The organism is Bacillus timonensis (assembly GCF_000285535.1).
Lineage (GTDB): Bacteria > Bacillota > Bacilli > Bacillales > Bacillaceae_L > Ferdinandcohnia > Ferdinandcohnia timonensis.
This window is the reverse complement of the sequence record NZ_HE610987.1, coordinates 344,392-363,074: the sequence shown is the minus strand read 5'-3', so window position 1 is coordinate 363,074 and position 18,683 is coordinate 344,392. Positions and strand designations below refer to the sequence as shown.

Sequence of the window (18,683 nt, the reverse complement as noted above, 5' to 3'; positions counted from 1 at the left end):
CAAATCTTCAAAGTATTTTAATTTTCGGAGGTAGAGAATGGCAGAATTAAATGTAAATGCAAACCCAGGGTACTTCGCAAGACTGAATATGGCTATGCCAAAGCTTCGTGATTCTGAAAAAAAGATTGTAGAGTTTATTGAAAACAATCAGGAAGAAATTATTCACCTTTCAATTACGGAGGTTGCAGAACGAAGTGAAACAAGTGAATCTTCCGTAGTCCGTTTATGTAAGCGTTTGGGATATAAGGGATTTCAGGATATGAAAATCAATTTAGCTAAAGAAGTTATTGAACCTGTTAAACAAATTCATGAAGTCATTGAAAAAGGTGATAATGTTAAGTTGATTAAAAAGAAGGTATTCCAATCGAATATTCAAGCATTATACGATTCATCAGAGGTATGTGATGATGAACAATTGGAAAAAGCAGTTGAAGTCATCAAAAATGCTAGGACATTGGAATTCTATGGAACAGGTGGATCTGGGACAGTTGCACTAGATGCGCAACATAAACTTTTAAAGCTCGGTATTAAATCTTTTGCGTATATTGACTCAACTCTTCAAGCGATGTCTGCAAGTATGTTAACCAAAGATGATGTGGTTATTGGGATTTCACATACTGGATCTAATAGAGAAGTTCTTAACTCTATGAAGATTGCTAAAGATGCTGGAGCTACATTGATATGTATTACAAATTCCTCAAAATCACCGATTACAACTATTTCAGATATCGTTCTACAAACTGCTTCAAATGAAACATTGTTCCGTACAGATGCAATTGCGTCTAGGATTGCACAATTAACAATAATCGATATCCTAGTGGCATCAGTTGCAAATGCAAAGTATGAATTTTATTATGAAAACTTACAAAAAACAAGAAGATCTACGACTGATAAAAAGATGTAGGAAATCAAATTATTCAGCTTTGCTCAAATTATTAAATTTATTTGAAAATTATCTTGAAGGAAATTACCACCATGTGTTATCCTGATGTTAACAAATAAAGAGATAAAAGAGGGGATGGTTTTTTTAGAAAGAAAAGAAAGCGTTAACAAGTCTGATTATTACAACAAGATGCGTGTCCAGATTGAGGTTATGGCGTTTTTGGAAAAAATCTTCACCAAAAAAAGAGGGGGCTAATATGAGAAGATTAATTGTTTTGCTAATCATGGTCGTATTAACATTTGGATTAGTTGCATGTGGAAGTAACAACGGTAGTAGTAGCGCTGGAGGTAGTGCAAAGAGTGGAGGAGAAAAAGTTAAACTTAAGATTTCAACTCCAGACCCTGATAGTGCTTCAGTTACAGTGGCTGCAAAAGAATTAGCAAAGATTATTGGTGAAAAAAGTAATGGGGAAATTGAGGTAAGTGTACATCCAAATGGTACCCTGTATGGCGGCGACCCATCTGGTGCAGTAAAGCAACTTGGTGCAGGGGGATTAGATATGCTTGTTCTCTCCACCTCCCTATATGCAAATTTTGATTCAAGGTTTAACGCAATTAGTATTCCATACTTATTTGATGATAAGAAACAGTTCACAGAATTCTTAAACAGCGAACTTGGAACACAGTTATTAGATTCAACTTCTGAACTAGATATTAAAGGCTTAGGATATTGGACACGTGATTTCAGACAAATTACAAACTCTGTGAGACCTATAACTCAACCGAAAGATCTAGAAGGCGTTAAGCTACGTGTACCTAATAACCCACTATGGGTTGAATTCTTTAAAGGTGCTGGAACAGTAACAACTCCAATGGACTTTAGTGAGGTTTATAATGCACTTCAATTAAAAACAATACATGGACAAGAGAATCCAATTGGGGTTATTTTAGCAGCGAAAATATTTGAAGTACAAGAATATTTAACAATTTCAAATCATATGGCGGATGGCTGGCTTGTAGGGATGAACCAAGCAAAATTTGATGGTTTATCGGATGAGCACAAACAAATAATTACCGATTCTGTAAAGGAAATTCAAGCTTGGCTTACTGAATATGATGCAAAAGAAGCAGAGACAGCGATCAAGACAATGGAAGATGCTGGTGTCAAGGTGAATGAGCTAACAAGTGAACAACAGCAACGGTTTGTAGAGCTTTCAAAGAAAGCGTATCCAACATTTAAAGAGTTAGTAAATGATGACCAATTCTTCTCTGATATCCTTGAAATGGTTGGTAAGAGTGAATAGGTACACTGACTATTACTTAATTACCAAACAATAGAAAGGTGATAAATATGGTTAATCATAATGAAAATAAACCTGCAACCATTTTTATGATTCTTAATCGAATTACAGATGTATTAGCAGGCATTTCAACTGCTGCCATATCTCTCGTCGTTCTTTGGCAAGTCTTCGGAAGGGTGCTGGGAATTCCAGCACCTTGGACTGAAGAAGTGACAAGGTTCTTGTTTATATGGCTTGTATTCTTGGGTATAGGAATCGGGTTTCGCAAAGTTGAATCAGCAAGGGTGACTATTTTATTACAATATGCTCCGAAATTTATAAAGAAGCTAAGTGTATGGATTTACGCAATAGCGAGTGTCGGATTCTTTATTTTTATGACTTTTTATGGTTTCGAGTTGGTCACGCAACAAATTAATATTCATGAAAAGAGTGCTGCATTATTATTTCCAATGTGGATTATCGGTTTGAGTGTACCAGTATCTGGTTTATTAGGGATATTTAATACGGTTCAATCGTTAATTTATGATAAAGAGATTATTGAGAAAGGGGGAGTATGATGTCGATATTCTTATTAGTCTTATTTTTCATCCTCATGTTCTTAGGAATTCCAATTGCAACATCACTTGGAATTTCAGTTGTTGCCGCAGTCTTATTATTCACAGACGTTCCACTAAGTCTTGTCATTCAATCAATGTTTAGTTCGATGAATAGCTTTCTATTGGTTTCGGTACCGCTTTTTATTCTAGCAGGGTTGATTATGGAAGAAGGCGGAGTAGCAGACAGGTTATTTGGATTTGCGCAAAGTCTGGTTGGTTGGATGACTGGTGGTTTAGGACATGTGAATGTAATTGCCAGCTTGATATTTGCTGGGATGGCAGGGTCTTCAGTAGCTGATATTGCGGGTACTGGTAGGATGCAAATTAATGCTATGGTAAAAAAAGGATACCCCTTATCATATTCTGCAGCATTAACGTTAATAACAGCCATGCTAGCATCGATTATCCCTCCAAGTATTCTCATGATCGTGGCTGCATCGACTGCTGGTGTATCTATCGGAGCTGCGTTAATAGGGGGGCTGGTTCCAGGTATCATCATATCCATCATCTTTATGTTATTTAATCATTACTATAGTAAAAAGCATAACTATGGTATTCGTGAAAAATTTGATTGGAACTATTTTAAAAGAGAGACAATTACATCATTACCAGCTTTGTTGGCTCCAGTTGTACTACTTGCTGGAATTTTAAGTGGGATTTTCACTCCAACAGAAGCGGCTGCAATTTGTGTACTATATACATTAATTATATCGGTATTCATTTATCGAAAGTTATCATTTAAGCGGCTACCAAATCTAATGCTCAAAACGGCAAATATGAGTGGAACGATTCTATTCATTGCTGTAACTGCGAAAGCTGCTAGTTGGGTTTTTGAATATGATGGGTTACCGTCTAGAATAGCTGCTGTGATTGGTGGCATTAGTGAGAGTCCTATCATTATTATGTTAATTTTGTTTGTATTCCTTCTCATTGTTGGTATGTTTATGGATGCAACCGCAGCAATCTTTATTTTAGTACCAATCTTAATGCCAGCTATTATAGCTGTGGGTATTGATCCTGTCTACTTTGTTGTATTCATGGTTGTGGCACTGTCATTTGGTTTAGTTACACCTCCGGTAGGAGTTTGTTTATACGCGACAAGCAATATCACTGGATTAAGCATAGAAAGACTGAGCAAGGATTCAATGCCTTGGTTTGGGGTAACGATGATAGCGCTATTAGTCCTTATATTTATACCACAAATCATTACAGTACCACTTACTTGGTTTGACTTATGAGAAAAAGAAAACTTTTCTCACTTTTTTTGATAAAAGTATGAAGAATATTTTCACCACGTTTATATACTAAAGAAATTGGAGTGATTTTATGAAAGCAGCAATATTTTATGGACCAAATGAAATGCGATTAGAAGAGATTGAAAAACCAAAAATCAACGAGCAGGAGGTGCTGTTAAAAGTAAATTCTAGTGCAGTATGTGGTACTGATGTTCGAATTTTTGAGGGGAAAAAGACAAAAGGTGTTCGCACACCTTCGGTAATCGGTCATGAACTAGTTGGAACCATTGAAGAGGTGGGTGTGCAGGTTAGCGATTTTTTGGTAGGTGACAGAGTAGGTGTAATGCCAGTTATACCTTGTGGAAAGTGTTATTACTGTATGAATGGAAGAGAGAATGTCTGTCAAAATCGTACTGCAATTGGATATGAATATGATGGTGGATTCGCGGAATATGTGAGGATTCCAAGTACGGCCCTTAAATCAGGAAATATTGTAAAACTTCCGGATCATGTTTCATTTGAAGACGCGGTTATAACAGAACCTCTTGCATGCTGCCTGAATGGACAAAAGAAAGCAAACGTTAAAATGGGCGATGTAGTAGTTATAACAGGAGGTGGACCGATAGGATTAATGCATGTTCAACTGTCAAAAATTGCTGGAGCGAAGAAAGTAATTCTAAGTGAGCCAATTGTACACAGAAGAGAGAAAGCAATAGATGCAGGTGCCGATATTGCTGTTGATCCAATCCATGAATCCTTGGAGAAGATTGTATTAAGAGAAACAGCTGGACTTGGAGCAGATGTAGTCATTATGGCAATCGGTTTTCCATCTCTCGTTAATTCATCTGCGAGTCTATTAAAAAAGGGAGGAACATTAAATCTTTTTGCCGGTTTTACAAATGGAGTCCTTTCCGAAATTGATCCTAACATTATTCATTACAACGAAATTACTGTAAATGGAACTTCTGCTTTGACACGCGCAGATTATCATCAATCCTTGGCACTTATTGCATCAGGACAAATAAACACAAAAGTGCTAACTACCACGGGTTATAAATTAGATGATATCGAGCAAGCGATTGATGATGTGCGTACAGGTAAAGGAATGAAATCAGTTATTAGTTTATAAAACTTATATTTTTATCTTTTAAATTAGAAAAATACTACTCAAAAAAACGATTAAAGGGAGTGCTTTTTATGGCATTATTAGGAAAAGAAATTCGGTTAAGCAGATTATTTAATCAAAAATCAGGTAAACTTCTAGCGGTAGCAGTAGATCAGGCGATGGCAAGAGGTATTTTTGAAGAACTTATGCCAATCGAACGAAAAGTAAATGAAATTGTCGCTGGTGGTCCTGATGCTATTACGATGCATAAAGGAATTGCTAATACTTGCTTCCGCCCACATGTGGGGAAAGCTGGTTTGATTCTAAAGTTGTCAACTTTTTCTCCTTGGCAACCAAATTATGATGCTTGGGTAACTGAAGTTGAAGAAGGTATTCAATTAGGTGCTGATGCAGTATCAATGGGATGCATTGTTGGTGGGGATGACCAGCCAGAACAATTAAGAAACTTAGGTATTGCTGCAGGAAGGGCTGCTTCATATGGAATTCCAATGATAGCTCATATTTATCCTAGAGGTAACCAAATCCCAGAGGAAGAGAAAAACAACTGGAAGCACGTAGCCTATGCTGTTCGTGCTGGTGCTGAATTAGGTGTAGATATTGTAAAAACAAAATATACGGGTGATCCAGAAAGTTTCCATAAAGTAGTTTCCTCAACTCCTGCTAAAGTGGTTGTTGCGGGCGGGGATAATGGAAATAACATTGAAGATTATTTTAAAATGGTATACGACGTAATTGATGCCGGTGGTACTGGTATTACATTTGGTAGAATAGTATGGAACAATCCAAATCCTACAGCAGTGGTACAATCTTTTAAACATATCATTCACGAGAATGGTACAGTAAAAGAAGCTGTTGAATTATACAATGAGTTAATGAACGAGCCAATACCAAATAGATAAAGGTGATCATATGTCTCACGTAATTGGAATTGATATTGGAACAAGTGGAGTAAAAGTGGCTGCAATGAATAAAGAAGGGGTATGGGGATACTTAGAGTATCACCCATACTCTCTTCTTTTTCCTAGGGATGGATGGGTTGAAATTGATGTAAACGAAGTTTGGGAGATTGTAAAAAACAACTTAGTGAAAGTTTGGAAAAGAGTTGAGGCTGAAGGAAGTGTAGATGCAATTTCTCTTTCTTCATTTTGTAATTCCTCTGTTTTTATGGATTCAGATGGAAATGCATTATACAACGGAATTATGTATTTGGATCAAAGGAGTAAAAAGGAAGCTGAATGGATTAATTCATTCATAGGCAAAGAAAGGATCTTCGAAATTACCGGAAATAGATTAGAACTTGGGATGTATACAGTTACAACTCACTTGTGGTTTAAGAACAATGAGCCTAATCTATATGAAAAAACATTCAAATGGGGATCCCTTTCAACTTTTATCCTTCATAAACTAACAGGTGAATTTGTAATGGATTGGACTCAAGCCTCTTTTTCAGGATTATTCGAGATAAATAATTATGAATGGTCTAATGAAATCTGTGAAAGAGTTGGAATAAGTAAAGATAAATTACCTACAGTGTGTGACCCAAGCTTGATTATAGGTAATTTGATTAATACTGACATAGAAGGGAAACGAGTGCCAGTGGTGGCGGGAGCAGCCGATACAGCTTGTTCTGCCCTAGCACTAGACGTTCAACCTAATACAATTTTTGAGTCAGTAGGGACTTCAAATGTTTTAACTGTTTGTACGGATAATACTCTTGTGTTGGACAACAAGTTTTTAAACCGGTGCCATGTTATAAAGGGTAGATGGCTATCTCATGGAGCGATGTCTTTTCCTGGTGCTGCTATACAATGGTTTTATGAACGTTTTTTAAAACCTGAAGGGTATCAAATTGAAATATTGAATGAGTTTGCAAACAAATCCCCTATTGGATCAAACGGAGTGTATTTCTTACCGTATATGCAGGGGGAGCGATCCCCAATTTGGGATCCAAATGCCAGAGGAAGTTTTGTAGGAATCAATTTGAATACTTCAAAAGAGGATATGTATCGCTCCATATTAGAAGGATGCTCCTTTGGCCTGAAACAAATCTATGAAATTATTGAAACGAAATATAAAATTTCTCCAATGAGTATTCAGTCTATTGGAGGCGGTTCCAAGAACAGAGCATGGTCCCAAATTAAAGCAAATGTATTGAACAAAACATTTGAACACAAAAATATTTCAGAAACTGCTGTTTTAGGTGCATGCCTCATTGCTGGAAATGCTATTGGTTATTTTTCATCTTATGAAGAAGCAACATCTGTGATGACGAATGAAACGATTGGATGGGTTAAACCAGAGGAAGAGCGAGTGGATGCTTATCTTCAGCTTTATCAAGTTCATAACAGGTTGTATCCGGCTCTTAAAACCTTTTTCTCGCAATGTGTTGAGCTAAACGAAGAAAAAATGGAGGTAAAGTGTTGAAGTCAAAAGTATATATAACCCGAAAGCTCCCTGAAGGAATTGTTAGCCGGTTATCTGAACGATTCGAAGTTAGAATGTATCAGGAGGAAGATTCAATTGTTCCAAGAGACATTTTATTAAATGAAGTTAAGGATGTTGATGGGATAATATGCCTATTAACCGATAAAATTGATCAAGAGCTACTTGATAAAGCTAAGAATCTTAAGGTTGTAGCAAATATTGCGGTAGGTTATAACAATATTGATGTAAATGCTGCTGTCAAAAAGGGAGTCGTTGTCACAAACACTCCGGGAGTTTTAACTGAAGCAACAGCTGATCTGACATTTGCATTATTAATGGCTACTGCAAGAAGAATACCTGACGCCTCCAACTATTTAAGAAGCGGGGAATGGGGGGCGTGGTCCCTTATGCAGATGACGGGACAGGAAATATACGAAGCGACAATTGGAATTATTGGACTTGGAAGGATAGCTGAATCTCTAGTTAAGAGGGCTAAAGGATTCAATATGCGAGTCATTTATTATAATCGGACACGTAAAGTTGACAAAGAAGCTGAATTAGGAATTGAATATTGTGATCTACACTCACTACTGCAACAATCTGACTTTGTTTCCATTCTTATACCTTATAGTCCGGATGTTCATCATTTTATTGGTAAATCTGAATTGCAGTTAATGAAGAAAAACGCCATCCTTATTAATACGGCAAGAGGTGGTATTGTCGATGAGGGAGCGCTATATGACGCATTAGTCAAAGGTCAGATTTGGGGAGCTGGCCTAGACGTTTTTGAAAAAGAACCAGTTCCTGTTGATCATCCTCTTTTATCCTTACCTAATGTAGTTACTTTGCCTCATATAGGAAGTTCAACAGTTAAAACGAGATTGCAAATGGCTACATTAGCCGTAGATAACATTATTAATGTGTTCGAGGGTAAAGAGCCACTTACTCCAGTTAATAGCTGATTCAATGAAAATTCATTAAATTTCTGATTTGAAATCAATTTATTAACCTTACCACCCCTTTGTCATCCCACATAACTTTGGATAAGTCGAGCACATTGTTAAGCTTATCTTACTAAAAGAATAGAATAAAATTAAGGCTCAGTTGTTAGTAATAACTGGGCCTTTTTACATATCAGAAGATAACACTTAACGTTTTGCAGCACAGTGATATACCAATTGACAAAGTAAGTGTAGTTACACAGCCTTATAGTCTATCAGCAACTTCCTTGTTATTTTTGATAAAAACTCTTATGGGTATATAATACAATATATTGTGCTATAAGATTGTACAAAAAGGGATAGTCATTTAAATTAGGCATACAACCTTAATTCTGAAATTCTTGTTTAGTTCGCTTATAATGAAAAAGGGGTGAAATGATGGGACGGGACAGTAAATTTACAAAAAGTGATTTGTATAAGGCTACCAATCACCTATTATTGCAACATGGCTATAATGGATTTCAATTTGGTTTGCTGGCTGATCAATTGAATGTAACTAGAGCAGCTTTATATAAGTACTATGATAATAAAGATGAATTGATTACGGAATATATGGCCTTTGAAATGGAACAATTCTTGCAGGACCTCCAAAAAATTAAGGAGTATCCTCTGTTTGAAAATCAATTAGCCTATTTACTCGGAGTTATTTTTAAATATAGCAGAATTCATCAAATTCTTTCTATGGTTTTTCAAATTGAAACATCCAATCATACAAAAGTTAATGAAACCCTTCATTTGTTAGAGAGCCAACATGAAAAAATGTACGCCTATTTAAATGATTTTGTCCAACTAGGAAAAAGGGAAAAACTCTTAAAATCTGAATTTCCCAATCATCTTATTTTAGGGTTTATTTTTCAAACCGTTAATATTCCCAATTATTCTCGGTTACCTGAACAGGATTGGAGAAATTTAGTTATGGAATTTCTTTGTCAGGGGATGTTTAATGATAAATAATTGACACTTGTGTTACTTTGAATTACACTAAGCAAGTAGCACTTTTGTCCTTCCATTTTTAAAAGTTACACTTCTGTAACTTTTAATTTTGAACAAAAGTTACACCTTTGTAACTTTGGACTCCGCACACAATTTAGAAAATCTAGTAAATAAATCTAAGAGGTGAAAATATGTTTCTTGCATTAAGAGAATTAAAACATGCAAAATTTCGTTTTTTTATGATTGGTATGATTCTAGTGTTAATCTCTTGGCTTGTTTTTATTTTATCGGGACTAGGAAATGGTCTTTCTTCATTAAGCGCTTCAGCCTTCAAAAATATGGATGCTGATTATGTTGTCTTTGAAGACGGTGCCCGTCATTCGATGCTAAGGTCGGTCATATCTGAAGATTTATCCGAACAACTCAAAAATCAAGAACATGTAAACGATGCTGCCCCAATGGGGTCGCGTACAGCAGTGGTTCTTAAAGAAAATGCAACATCTGATGATGAAAAAATGGATGTATCCCTTCTTGGTATCAATCCAGGAACATTCTTAGAACCTGAAGTCATTGAGGGAAATCCACTCACAAAAGGAAAGGACAAAGAAGTCATTGCGAATGATGTGTTGCAGGACAAAGGCATTAAACTAGGCGATACCCTTGAAATTGAAGGTTCAACTGAAGTCCTCAAAGTTGTTGGTTTTGTTGAAGACCAGTCATTTAACCATTTACCAGCAATTTTTATGACGATGGATTCATGGCGTACGATTCATTTTGCCGCACCAGGTTCAGATATGGGGATCAACAATCCGGTTAATGCGATTATGCTTCAAGGTGAAAATATTATTCCTGAAGACGTAGATCAAAGTGTTGAAGGAATTGAAACAACAACGAAACAAGAGGCAATTAATGGACTGCCTGGCTACACAGCTGAAAATGGAACAATCATGATGATGCTTGCCTTTCTCTTGGCAATCTCTGCTGTTGTAATAACCGTTTTCTTCTATGTGATTACGTTGCAGAAATCGAATCAATTCGGGATTATGAAAGCGATTGGAGCAAGTAATGCATTTCTTGGACGAGCTGTCATTTCCCAAATATTCATGTTGGCAGTCATTAGTATTGGGTTAGGAATTATACTGACTTATGGAACGGCAGCGATTTTACCAGAAGCAATGCCTTTTGCGCTTGATCCGATGCTAGTCTTCATCTATGCGTTTGTATTATTAGCCGTATCTGTAATGAGTTCCCTTCTTTCTGTTCGAAAAATAACAAAGATAGATCCACTTCAAGCTATTGGGAGGGTTGAGTAATGAATGGAATTCAGTTTGAAAATGTATCTAAGTATTATAAAGAAGGAGACAATTCGTTTATCGCTTTAAACAATGTTTCCATTACAGTTAACCCTGGTGAATTCGTCGCAGTAATTGGTCCATCAGGCTCAGGAAAAAGTACTTTCCTTTCAGTTGCAGGGGCTCTGCTACAACCGTCTGAAGGTAACGTCTCAATAAATGGAATTCAATTATCCGATTTGAAGTCGAAGGAACTTTCCAAATTGAGGTTGGAACAGATTGGTTTTATTTTGCAAACTTCCAATCTTGTACCATACTTAACGGTTCTTGACCAACTTTTGGTCGTAAAGAAAATGAAAGGCTCTGTTACTAATCAAGATAAACTATTTGCGAAAGAGTTGTTAGAGGAAGTAGGATTAGGGGATAAACTGAAAAAATTTCCTGATCAATTGTCAGGTGGCGAACGGCAACGAACAGCGGTTGCTCGTGCCTTCATGAATGATCCAAATATCATACTTGCTGACGAACCTACTGCAAGTCTTGACACACAGCGTGCCTTTGAAATTGTTGAACTTATTTCAAAGGGAGTGAAATCACGAAATAAAGCTGCAATCATGGTCACCCATGATGAACGTTTATTAAAATATTGCGACAAGGTTTATCAAATGTTGGATGGAAATTTGAAGTTACTTGAAGAATCTTTAGCAATTCGTTAAATAAAAGGGTCAGTCCTCACTTTAAAATACATACTAAAAGTGGGGACTGACCTTTATTCGTTTTAGTGATTTTGAAATCTTTGTTGTTTCGCTTAACGCAGTGCGAGCCCCCTATAAGAGAACCACCGATTTACCAATTACCCTCCTTTGCAAGAGTTGTCAGATAACCTCTATCCAAAAAGAATCCCACCTAGAATTAAGGGTGTAGAAGCATGAAAATACAATCACTGACAATTTTCAATTTGCTAGTTCTGTCGCTTCCATCTTTAACACTGTGCTTTGTAATAAATGATGAAAATAGTAGACTAAACTTCCGTATGCGTTTACTCTCGATTGCTACCCATATGTCTCCAGCCTTTGAAATGGTATAATCATGTTTATCGTTTGCCTATATTGTAATTGTAAGTATATTTTTTTAGAAAAGTCGACACGTTTTGTTGTATAAAACAAATTAAAACATTCAACGGAGGTCACTGTGACGGGCGACAACAGTAGAACGAAGAGGGGGAGTTATTGTGATTAAAATGGGGGTTATTGGACTTGGAGACATTGCACAAAAAGCGTATCTTCCAGTTTATAGTGGATTAAGGGAGATTGAGTTTCACTTTTACACAAGAAACCAAGAAAAGTTACGAACAATTGCCAACCAGTATCGGTTTGAACATATTCACTCCGACCTCAAATCCCTGGTGGATAGTGGAATTACGGGAGCATTCGTCCATTCATCGACATCCTCTCATGAAGAAATTGTTCAGTTGCTTCTAAATCATGGAATCCATGTGTTTGTGGACAAACCAATTACGGACAATTATGAAGGTGCTCGTAGACTTGTTGAACTTGCTGAGGAACGAGGTCTTATTCTGATGACTGGATTTAATCGCAGATTCGCCCCTTCATATGTAAAGTTAAAGGAAGTTTCTAATCCAAATATGGTTGTGGTCCAAAAAAATCGTAATAATCTTCCAGGTGAGCCGAGAACGTTTATTTTTGATGACTTTATCCATGTAGTGGATACGATGAGGTATTTATTTTCACACCCGATTGAAGAGATGATCGTTAACGGTCGTATGGAAAATGGATCCTTGTACCATATTGTGGTTCAGTTTATTTCCAGAAGCGGAATTGCCATTGGCATTATGAATAGGGATAATGGGACCACTGAGGAGATTGCCCAAGTTATGGGTCCGTTGGAGAAGCGGACGGTTACGAATGTATCCAACTTAGTTATTTCGAAAGGTATGGAAAATAGCGAGGTTCGGAGCAGTGATTGGGAGCCAACCTTGATTAAAAGAGGATTTGAGCAAATGGTTAAAGAATTTATCAACGCCGTCAGTACAAATTCGGAAACCTTACTTCCAGCTCGGGATGCACTGAAAACCCATGAAATATGCGAAAAAATTCTCACGAAACTAGCGGAAAAGAAGTAAGTCACTATTTGAAAAAAAGGGAGTCAAATAATGGATAATAACGATATTTTAATCCGATTGAGATATGCATTGGAAATTAAAAATAAAGAAATGGCAGAGATTTTTAAACTGGGTGGCACGGAGGTATCAGTACCAGAGGTAGTCAAAATTCTCACAAAGACATACGATGATGATGAATATGAGAATGAAGATCAAATAAAGTGTACTCACAGTATGCTAGACTCATTTTTAAATGGTCTTATTATTTATAAAAGAGGGAAACAGGAGCCGAAACCAGGGCAGCCTACTCCACCAGAACCTGCTTTAAAGACAAGTGGAAACGTGAATAATCTTCTTTTAAAGAAAGTGAAAATCGCACTAGCTTTAACGACTGAGGATATGCTAGATATCTTTGATCATGTAGGATTACGGGTATCAAAAGGAGAACTAGGGGCTTTATTACGAAAAGAAGGACATAAGAATTATAAAGAATGTGGAGATAATTTCGCCAGGAACTTCTTAAAAGGGTTAACTATTAAATATAGGGGATGACATTATATCGTTTTAAGGAAGTTCTGTTTTCAGATATCTCCACTTATCACTTGTAATCAAGGAACGATAAATTAAGGTTTGCCAAAGGTTTTCGCGACTTTTTGGAAGCCTTTTTTTATAACTCTTTAATGGACATGCAGAGAATAAAATTTTATTTTACCTCACAATAAAATAGGCTGTCAACAAGAAAGTTTGTGAAAGTTTCAAAAAAGTGTTACGATAGTCTTACAATTAATTTTTTCAATCACCTTAAGCCAAAGTGAAAATTCAAACAGTTGTGTGGGCTTTAAAGGTAAGTACGTTGAATAAAATTATCGTGTTTTTATCCTACAAGGAGGACTAGAATAATGAATTTAATCAATAAGAAAGTTACACACAAGCGTTTTGGCATGGGTAGTATAGTTGAACAAAATGATTCTAGTATTGAAATACATTTTGAATCTGAAAATAAAAAGTTCGTTTTCCCGGATGTATTTGAAAAGCACTTAAAACTTCACGATAAAAGTATAGCGAATTCACTTGAAAAAATGATACAAGAAAAGGAAATGGAACGAAAAGAGGAAGAATTAAAGAAAGAAGAGGAAAAGAAACTTCAACGAAAAAAATACGAACTTCGCTTGGAATATGAAAAACTTGTCAAAAACCATAAACTTCATCCTGAATCACAGATGGTTTTTTGGTGTGACACAGAAGAACAGAGTCGTTCTTTTTCAGAGTGGAAGGTTTTTTCAGGCGTAATAAAAAGTGGTATTAACAAGGGGAAGCCAAACAAACCCATCCGCTTGCACCAAAATAGTGCTGTTGTGTTAACAGCAGTAGAACCCGGCATGCAAGAAAAAGACAGACGTATCTTAGGTGTGTATATGGTGAATGAAGAGTTTATCGGTAAGGTTTGCGAAGATGGATATATTCCTGCACATTCAAAATACAGAATCAAATTAACAGAACAGGAATCGAATCAGATGCTTTTCTGGAACTATTATGTGAATGAAAAGTTCCCTCACAAAGTCACATGGAATACAGGTAAACACCGCTATTTTGATAATTCATGGATGGCTCAAATTTTAAGAGATATCGTTTCGTTGAAAAGTGACTCAAAGGAACGCGAGCTTGCACAACAATTTTTTGGACATTTTTGTAAAATGAATCAGATAACAGATCAAGAGTTAGCACAGCCTAATGGTGCATTAAAGCGTATGTAACGGTAGCCAAAAGTAAGAATAACTGGGAATGTCACATTTACGTCACTCATCACTAAATACGAGCCCAGTGACTGGCTAAAGCGGTCGCTTGGTTGGAATTGGTATAATAGAAAAGCAGCTGATATAGAAAAAATCTATACCAACTGCTTTTTTGTGTTTGTAAAAATACGATCCAGGACCAATTTTCTATAGAATAAATATTTCCGATGCCCACACTAGTATGTGAAAAAAACGGCAGAAAAGGGAAGACTTTCTTTTATCAGGATTAAATGCAAGATTCGGAGGATGAAAAGGTATGAACGAAGTAAAATTAAGGCCTTTAGAAAGAGTGGACCTAGTATTTGTCCATAAATTAAATATTAATGCAAACATAATGTCCTATTGGTTTGAAGAGCCATATGAATCATTTGTTGAATTGCAGGATTTATATGATAAGCATATTCACGATCAGGGTGAACGAAGATTTATTGTACAAAAAGGCGATGAAATGGTGGGGCTAGTCGAATTAGTTGAGATTGATTATATTCATCGTAGGGCTGAATTCCAAATTATTATTGATCCGAAACATCAGGGAAATGGATATGCAAAGTCTGCGACTTACCTCGCAATGGACTATGCGTTTTCTGTACTAAATATGTATAAATTATATTTAATCGTCGATAAAACGAATGAAAAAGCAATTCATATTTATAAAAAACTTGGTTTTCAGTTTGAAGGTGAATTAATCGATGAGTTTTTTGTCGGCGGAGAGTATCATAATGCAATAAGAATGTGTATGTTTCAACATCAATATTTCAGTAGGGATTCTTGAGACTGTATCAGTCCTTAAAAAATACATAACGAAAAACAGTCCGCTCCAAGATGGGGCGGACTTACTTATGAAAATGACCAACTCTAGTTACTTATTTAATTAGGAATCTCTATTTTATTGTTTTTGTGGGAATTCAGGCATAGTTCTGTTGCGTTATCCTCCTCATCGAGGCAATGAAGGGGAATTTGTGCTCAGTTTTGTTGCGTTATGCTCTTCATCGAGGCAATGAAAGGGAATTCGAGCATAGTTTTGTTGCGTTATGCCCTTCATCGAGGCAATGAAAGGGAATTCGAGCATAGTTCTGTTGCGTTATCCTCTTCATCGAGGCAATGAAGAGGAATTCGAGCATAGTTCTGTTGAGGTATCCTCTTCATCGAGGCAATGAAGGGGAATTCGAGCATAGTTCAGTTGCGTTATCCTCTTCATAGAGGCAATGAAGAGGAATTCAGGCATAGTTCAGTTGCGTTATGCTCTTCATCGAGGCAATGAAGAGGAATTCGAGCATAGTTCAGTTGCGTTATGCTCTTCATCGAGGCAATGAAGAGGAATTCGAGCATAGTTCTGTTGCGTTATCCTCTTCATTGAGGCAATGAAAGGGAATTCGAGTCTAGTTCTGTTGCGTTATCCTCTTCATTGAGGCAATGAAGAGGAATTCGAGCATAGTTCTGTTGCGTTATGCCCTTCATCGAGGCAATGAAGAGGAATTCGAGCATAGTTTTGTTGCGTTATGCCCTTCATCGAGGCAATGAAGAGGAATTCGAGCATAGTTTTGTTGCGTTATGCCCTTCATCGAGGCAATGAAGAGGAATTCGAGCATAGTTCAGTTGCGTTATCCTATTCATTGAGGCAATGAAGGGGAATTTGTGCTCAGTTTTGTTGTGTTATGCCCTTCATCGAGGCAATGAAAGGGAATTCGAGCATAGTTTTGTTGAGGTATCCTCTTCATCGAGGCAATGAAGGGGAATTCGAGCATAGTTTTGTTGCGACATGCTCTTCATCGAGGCAATGAAGAGGAATTCGAGCATAGTTTTGTTGCGTTATGCCCTTCATCGAGGCAATGAAGAGGGTTTCGTGCCTAGTTTTGTTGAGGTATGCTCTTCATCGAGGCTCTGAAGAGGAATTCGTGTATAGTTTTGTCGCATTTTCCTCTTCATTAATTAGTAGCTTAAAAGGATAGGTGACTTTTAATAATGGACATGAAAGAATTTATAGATTTTTGTAAGAAAGGTAATCCAATTTTTGGTGAGGATAAAGAATTACATGGGCTGTTAACTCAATGTAGTTATGAAGCTCAAAGAATAACAATGGAATTGAATACTGCCTATCACTCCAAAGAAGAAATAGTAGAGATTTTTAGTGAACTGACAGGTAACAAGGTTGATTCGTCTTTTATGTGTTTTCCGCCATTCTATACAGACTTCGGTAAAAACATTACGATTGGAAAAAACGTGTTTTTAAACACCGGATGTTCATTCCAAGACAGAGGCGGAATTACAATAGGAGACGGTACAATGATCGGTATGAATGTTACGATTGCAACACTAAATCATGGGTTACCTTTGGAAACTAGAAACACGACCTATCCTTCTCCGGTCGTTATAGGTGAAAATGTGTGGATTGGGTCTAACGCAACAATTATACCTGGTGTAATGATTGGAAATAACTCTGTTGTGGCGGCAGGAGCAGTTGTCACTAAGGATGTCCCAGAAAATACGGTTGTTGCAGGAGTACCTGCTAAAGTTGTAAAGGAAATTAGTAATATTGTTGAGTAAACCTTAATTTAATAGTGGAGGATAGTATACTGTTTTAAACGCTCGAAGAATCATTTTTTCGAGCACTTTTTGGGTGATAATTTATTAGTAACGCTAGCACTTATGTGTTGCCAAGAATGTTGAAGTGGTTGCTTAGCTAGGGTTTTCGGGACTAGGGGATGAAGTACCTTGTAAATTAAATAGTAAAATTTCTTAATACTTCTCTTCAGGAGTCTATGTAAATGTATGGTTTAGGTTTAATAGAATATAAGTTATATTTTAACGGTCACTAGAGTTAAAGGCAGTTTATTAGACGAAGCAGGGGTAGTACTGAGCCAAATGATGGGAAACCAGAAATTGTAATGTTAAAAAGATGCAATAAACCAATTATCATGATAATATGTTTATGAAAGCGGTTGACATAAATGAGTAACCGTTAAAAATACTATATTGGTGGTCTAAATGAAAGCAAAATTAGAAGATGTAGCAAAACTAGCAGGTGTTTCACCAACTACTGTTTCAAGGGTTCTTAATAATAGAGGATATATTAGTGAAAAAACCAGACAAAAAGTAGAAAATGCAATTCAGGAATTAAATTATTACCCTAATGATATTGCACGATCTCTATTTAAACAAAGGACTAATTTTATTGGACTAATATTACCCACAATCAATAATCCTTTTTTTAGTGAATTAGCATTATATATCGAAAATGAAAGTGCAAATCATGGATTCAAAATTATTCTGTGCAATAGTCTTGGGCAATTGGATAAGGAAAAATCTTACGCATCGATGTTAATTAGGCATCAAGTCGATGGAATGATAGTTTGTTCTTATAACAGGGGGATAGAGGCGTATAGAAATCCTAAACTACCCATCGTTGCCATAGATCACTATTTATCTCCTGGAATCCCGGTGGTTGGATCTGATAACTATGAAGGTGGCAAGTTAGCAGTACAACACTTAATTAATCAAGGCTGTAAATCAATTATTCATATAAACGGACCTGCAGAATTAGAAACCCCTGCTCAGAAGAGAAGAAAAGCATATGAAGACTTGGTGAAAAGTCCAATAACCTATGAAATAACAGATTTATTTAACGAAGAAGCAACTGCAGTAACAATTAGAAGGATTTTTGAAGAACATCCAGATACAGATGGGATTTTTGCAAGTGATGATTTAATGGCTGCAACCTGTTTAAAAGTAGCAAATGAGTTGAATATTAATGTACCAGATCAATTAAAAGTTGTTGGTTACGATGGATCTCAAACCGTTATGAGTTTGTTACCACAGCTAACTACTATCAGACAGCCAATTAAAGAAATTGCTAAAACCTCGGTATTAAATTTAATTGATCAGATTAATGAAGACCCAATGGAAGAGATCATGGAGATTGTTTTACCCGTTCAGTTACTTAATAACGGTACAGCATAAATCTACTCAAATTTATTGAGT

The 18,683-nt window shown here is 36.4% G+C and carries 19 protein-coding genes; all 19 read left to right on the top strand.

The features are described from left to right. The first annotated feature begins 37 nt into the window (after positions 1-37). The 19 genes from BTHG_RS16090 (at position 38) to BTHG_RS16005 (ending at position 18,662) form a co-directional block, all read left to right on the top strand. Entirely contained in the window at positions 38-904 is an 867-nt protein-coding gene (locus BTHG_RS16090; protein WP_010677762.1) for a MurR/RpiR family transcriptional regulator, read from the top strand. 84 nt (positions 905-988) lie between these two features. After that, positions 989-1,138, top strand: a complete 150-nt coding sequence (locus BTHG_RS27465; RefSeq protein ID WP_187370799.1) for a hypothetical protein — start codon at positions 989-991, stop codon at positions 1,136-1,138. A 1-nt stretch (position 1,139) separates the two neighbouring features. After that, the gene (locus tag BTHG_RS16080; protein WP_010677761.1) at positions 1,140-2,186 is read left to right on the top strand and encodes a DctP family TRAP transporter solute-binding subunit; all 1,047 of its coding nucleotides are present in this window, start codon (positions 1,140-1,142) and stop codon (positions 2,184-2,186) included. Positions 2,187-2,233: 47 nt separating this feature from the next. Then, the gene (locus BTHG_RS16075) at positions 2,234-2,740 is read left to right on the top strand and encodes a TRAP transporter small permease (RefSeq protein WP_010677760.1); all 507 of its coding nucleotides are present in this window, start codon (positions 2,234-2,236) and stop codon (positions 2,738-2,740) included. Then, a complete protein-coding gene (locus BTHG_RS16070; protein WP_010677759.1) occupies positions 2,740-4,017 on the top strand; it encodes a TRAP transporter large permease in 1,278 nt (425 codons plus the stop codon). The genes BTHG_RS16075 and BTHG_RS16070 overlap by 1 nt, the downstream gene beginning before the upstream one ends. Positions 4,018-4,105: 88 nt before the next feature. After that, complete coding sequence (locus tag BTHG_RS16065; protein WP_010677758.1) at positions 4,106-5,143, top strand: zinc-dependent dehydrogenase; 1,038 nt, start codon at positions 4,106-4,108, stop codon at positions 5,141-5,143. Positions 5,144-5,211: 68 nt separating this feature from the next. Continuing rightward, the gene (locus BTHG_RS16060; RefSeq protein WP_010677757.1) at positions 5,212-6,039 is read left to right on the top strand and encodes a class I fructose-bisphosphate aldolase; all 828 of its coding nucleotides are present in this window, start codon (positions 5,212-5,214) and stop codon (positions 6,037-6,039) included. Positions 6,040-6,049: 10 nt separating this feature from the next. Then, positions 6,050-7,564 (top strand): xylulokinase, encoded by a 1,515-nt coding sequence (locus BTHG_RS16055; RefSeq protein WP_010677756.1) that lies wholly within the window; start codon positions 6,050-6,052, stop codon positions 7,562-7,564. After that, a complete protein-coding gene (locus BTHG_RS16050; protein WP_010677755.1) occupies positions 7,561-8,526 on the top strand; it encodes a 2-hydroxyacid dehydrogenase in 966 nt (321 codons plus the stop codon). The genes BTHG_RS16055 and BTHG_RS16050 overlap by 4 nt, the downstream gene beginning before the upstream one ends. A gap of 417 nt (positions 8,527-8,943) precedes the next feature. Then, on the top strand, positions 8,944-9,519 hold the full coding sequence (locus BTHG_RS16045) for a TetR/AcrR family transcriptional regulator (RefSeq protein WP_010677754.1): 576 nt from the start codon (positions 8,944-8,946) through the stop codon (positions 9,517-9,519). A gap of 170 nt (positions 9,520-9,689) precedes the next feature. Beyond that, a complete protein-coding gene (locus tag BTHG_RS16040; protein ID WP_010677753.1) occupies positions 9,690-10,811 on the top strand; it encodes an ABC transporter permease in 1,122 nt (373 codons plus the stop codon). After that, positions 10,811-11,506: an ABC transporter ATP-binding protein gene (locus tag BTHG_RS16035; RefSeq protein ID WP_010677752.1), complete on the top strand. Its 696-nt coding sequence runs from the start codon at positions 10,811-10,813 to the stop codon at positions 11,504-11,506. Before BTHG_RS16040 ends, BTHG_RS16035 begins: the two co-directional genes overlap by 1 nt. 212 nt (positions 11,507-11,718) lie before the next feature. Next, the gene (locus BTHG_RS26865) at positions 11,719-11,877 is read left to right on the top strand and encodes a hypothetical protein (protein ID WP_157256220.1); all 159 of its coding nucleotides are present in this window, start codon (positions 11,719-11,721) and stop codon (positions 11,875-11,877) included. A 153-nt stretch (positions 11,878-12,030) separates the two neighbouring features. After that, entirely contained in the window at positions 12,031-12,933 is a 903-nt protein-coding gene (locus BTHG_RS16030; RefSeq protein WP_232284489.1) for a Gfo/Idh/MocA family protein, read from the top strand. Between the two features lie 30 nt (positions 12,934-12,963). Next, entirely contained in the window at positions 12,964-13,464 is a 501-nt protein-coding gene (locus BTHG_RS16025; protein ID WP_010677750.1) for a YehS family protein, read from the top strand. Positions 13,465-13,811: 347 nt separating this feature from the next. Next, a complete protein-coding gene (locus BTHG_RS16020; protein WP_010677749.1) occupies positions 13,812-14,666 on the top strand; it encodes a hypothetical protein in 855 nt (284 codons plus the stop codon). Positions 14,667-14,961: 295 nt separating this feature from the next. Beyond that, positions 14,962-15,477, top strand: coding sequence for a spermidine N1-acetyltransferase (speG, locus tag BTHG_RS16015; RefSeq protein ID WP_010677748.1), 516 nt, complete (start codon positions 14,962-14,964; stop codon positions 15,475-15,477). 1,190 nt (positions 15,478-16,667) lie between these two features. Next, entirely contained in the window at positions 16,668-17,249 is a 582-nt protein-coding gene (locus tag BTHG_RS16010) for a sugar O-acetyltransferase (RefSeq protein WP_010677747.1), read from the top strand. A 441-nt stretch (positions 17,250-17,690) separates the two neighbouring features. After that, positions 17,691-18,662, top strand: a complete 972-nt coding sequence (locus BTHG_RS16005) for a LacI family DNA-binding transcriptional regulator (protein ID WP_010677746.1) — start codon at positions 17,691-17,693, stop codon at positions 18,660-18,662. Positions 18,663-18,683 lie beyond the last annotated feature (21 nt).

Excerpts from the sequence above, each read along its gene's own strand:
- BTHG_RS16010 (WP_010677747.1), top strand. The coding sequence starts at position 16,668 with ATGGACATGAAAGAATTTATAGATTTTTGTAAGAAAGGTAATCCAATT.
- BTHG_RS16030 (WP_232284489.1), top strand. The coding sequence starts at position 12,031 with ATGGGGGTTATTGGACTTGGAGACATTGCACAAAAAGCGTATCTTCCA.
- BTHG_RS16040 (WP_010677753.1), top strand. The coding sequence starts at position 9,690 with ATGTTTCTTGCATTAAGAGAATTAAAACATGCAAAATTTCGTTTTTTT.
- BTHG_RS16070 (WP_010677759.1), top strand. The coding sequence starts at position 2,740 with ATGTCGATATTCTTATTAGTCTTATTTTTCATCCTCATGTTCTTAGGA.
- BTHG_RS16020 (WP_010677749.1), top strand. The coding sequence starts at position 13,812 with ATGAATTTAATCAATAAGAAAGTTACACACAAGCGTTTTGGCATGGGT.
- speG (WP_010677748.1), top strand. The coding sequence starts at position 14,962 with ATGAACGAAGTAAAATTAAGGCCTTTAGAAAGAGTGGACCTAGTATTT.
- BTHG_RS16005 (WP_010677746.1), top strand. The coding sequence starts at position 17,691 with ATGAAAGCAAAATTAGAAGATGTAGCAAAACTAGCAGGTGTTTCACCA.
- BTHG_RS26865 (WP_157256220.1), top strand. The coding sequence starts at position 11,719 with ATGAAAATACAATCACTGACAATTTTCAATTTGCTAGTTCTGTCGCTT.
- BTHG_RS16080 (WP_010677761.1), top strand. The coding sequence starts at position 1,140 with ATGAGAAGATTAATTGTTTTGCTAATCATGGTCGTATTAACATTTGGA.
- BTHG_RS16055 (WP_010677756.1), top strand. The coding sequence starts at position 6,050 with ATGTCTCACGTAATTGGAATTGATATTGGAACAAGTGGAGTAAAAGTG.
- BTHG_RS16045 (WP_010677754.1), top strand. The coding sequence starts at position 8,944 with ATGGGACGGGACAGTAAATTTACAAAAAGTGATTTGTATAAGGCTACC.
- BTHG_RS16060 (WP_010677757.1), top strand. The coding sequence starts at position 5,212 with ATGGCATTATTAGGAAAAGAAATTCGGTTAAGCAGATTATTTAATCAA.
- BTHG_RS16035 (WP_010677752.1), top strand. The coding sequence starts at position 10,811 with ATGAATGGAATTCAGTTTGAAAATGTATCTAAGTATTATAAAGAAGGA.
- BTHG_RS16065 (WP_010677758.1), top strand. The coding sequence starts at position 4,106 with ATGAAAGCAGCAATATTTTATGGACCAAATGAAATGCGATTAGAAGAG.
- BTHG_RS16025 (WP_010677750.1), top strand. The coding sequence starts at position 12,964 with ATGGATAATAACGATATTTTAATCCGATTGAGATATGCATTGGAAATT.
- BTHG_RS27465 (WP_187370799.1), top strand. The coding sequence starts at position 989 with ATGTTAACAAATAAAGAGATAAAAGAGGGGATGGTTTTTTTAGAAAGA.
- BTHG_RS16090 (WP_010677762.1), top strand. The coding sequence starts at position 38 with ATGGCAGAATTAAATGTAAATGCAAACCCAGGGTACTTCGCAAGACTG.
- BTHG_RS16075 (WP_010677760.1), top strand. The coding sequence starts at position 2,234 with ATGGTTAATCATAATGAAAATAAACCTGCAACCATTTTTATGATTCTT.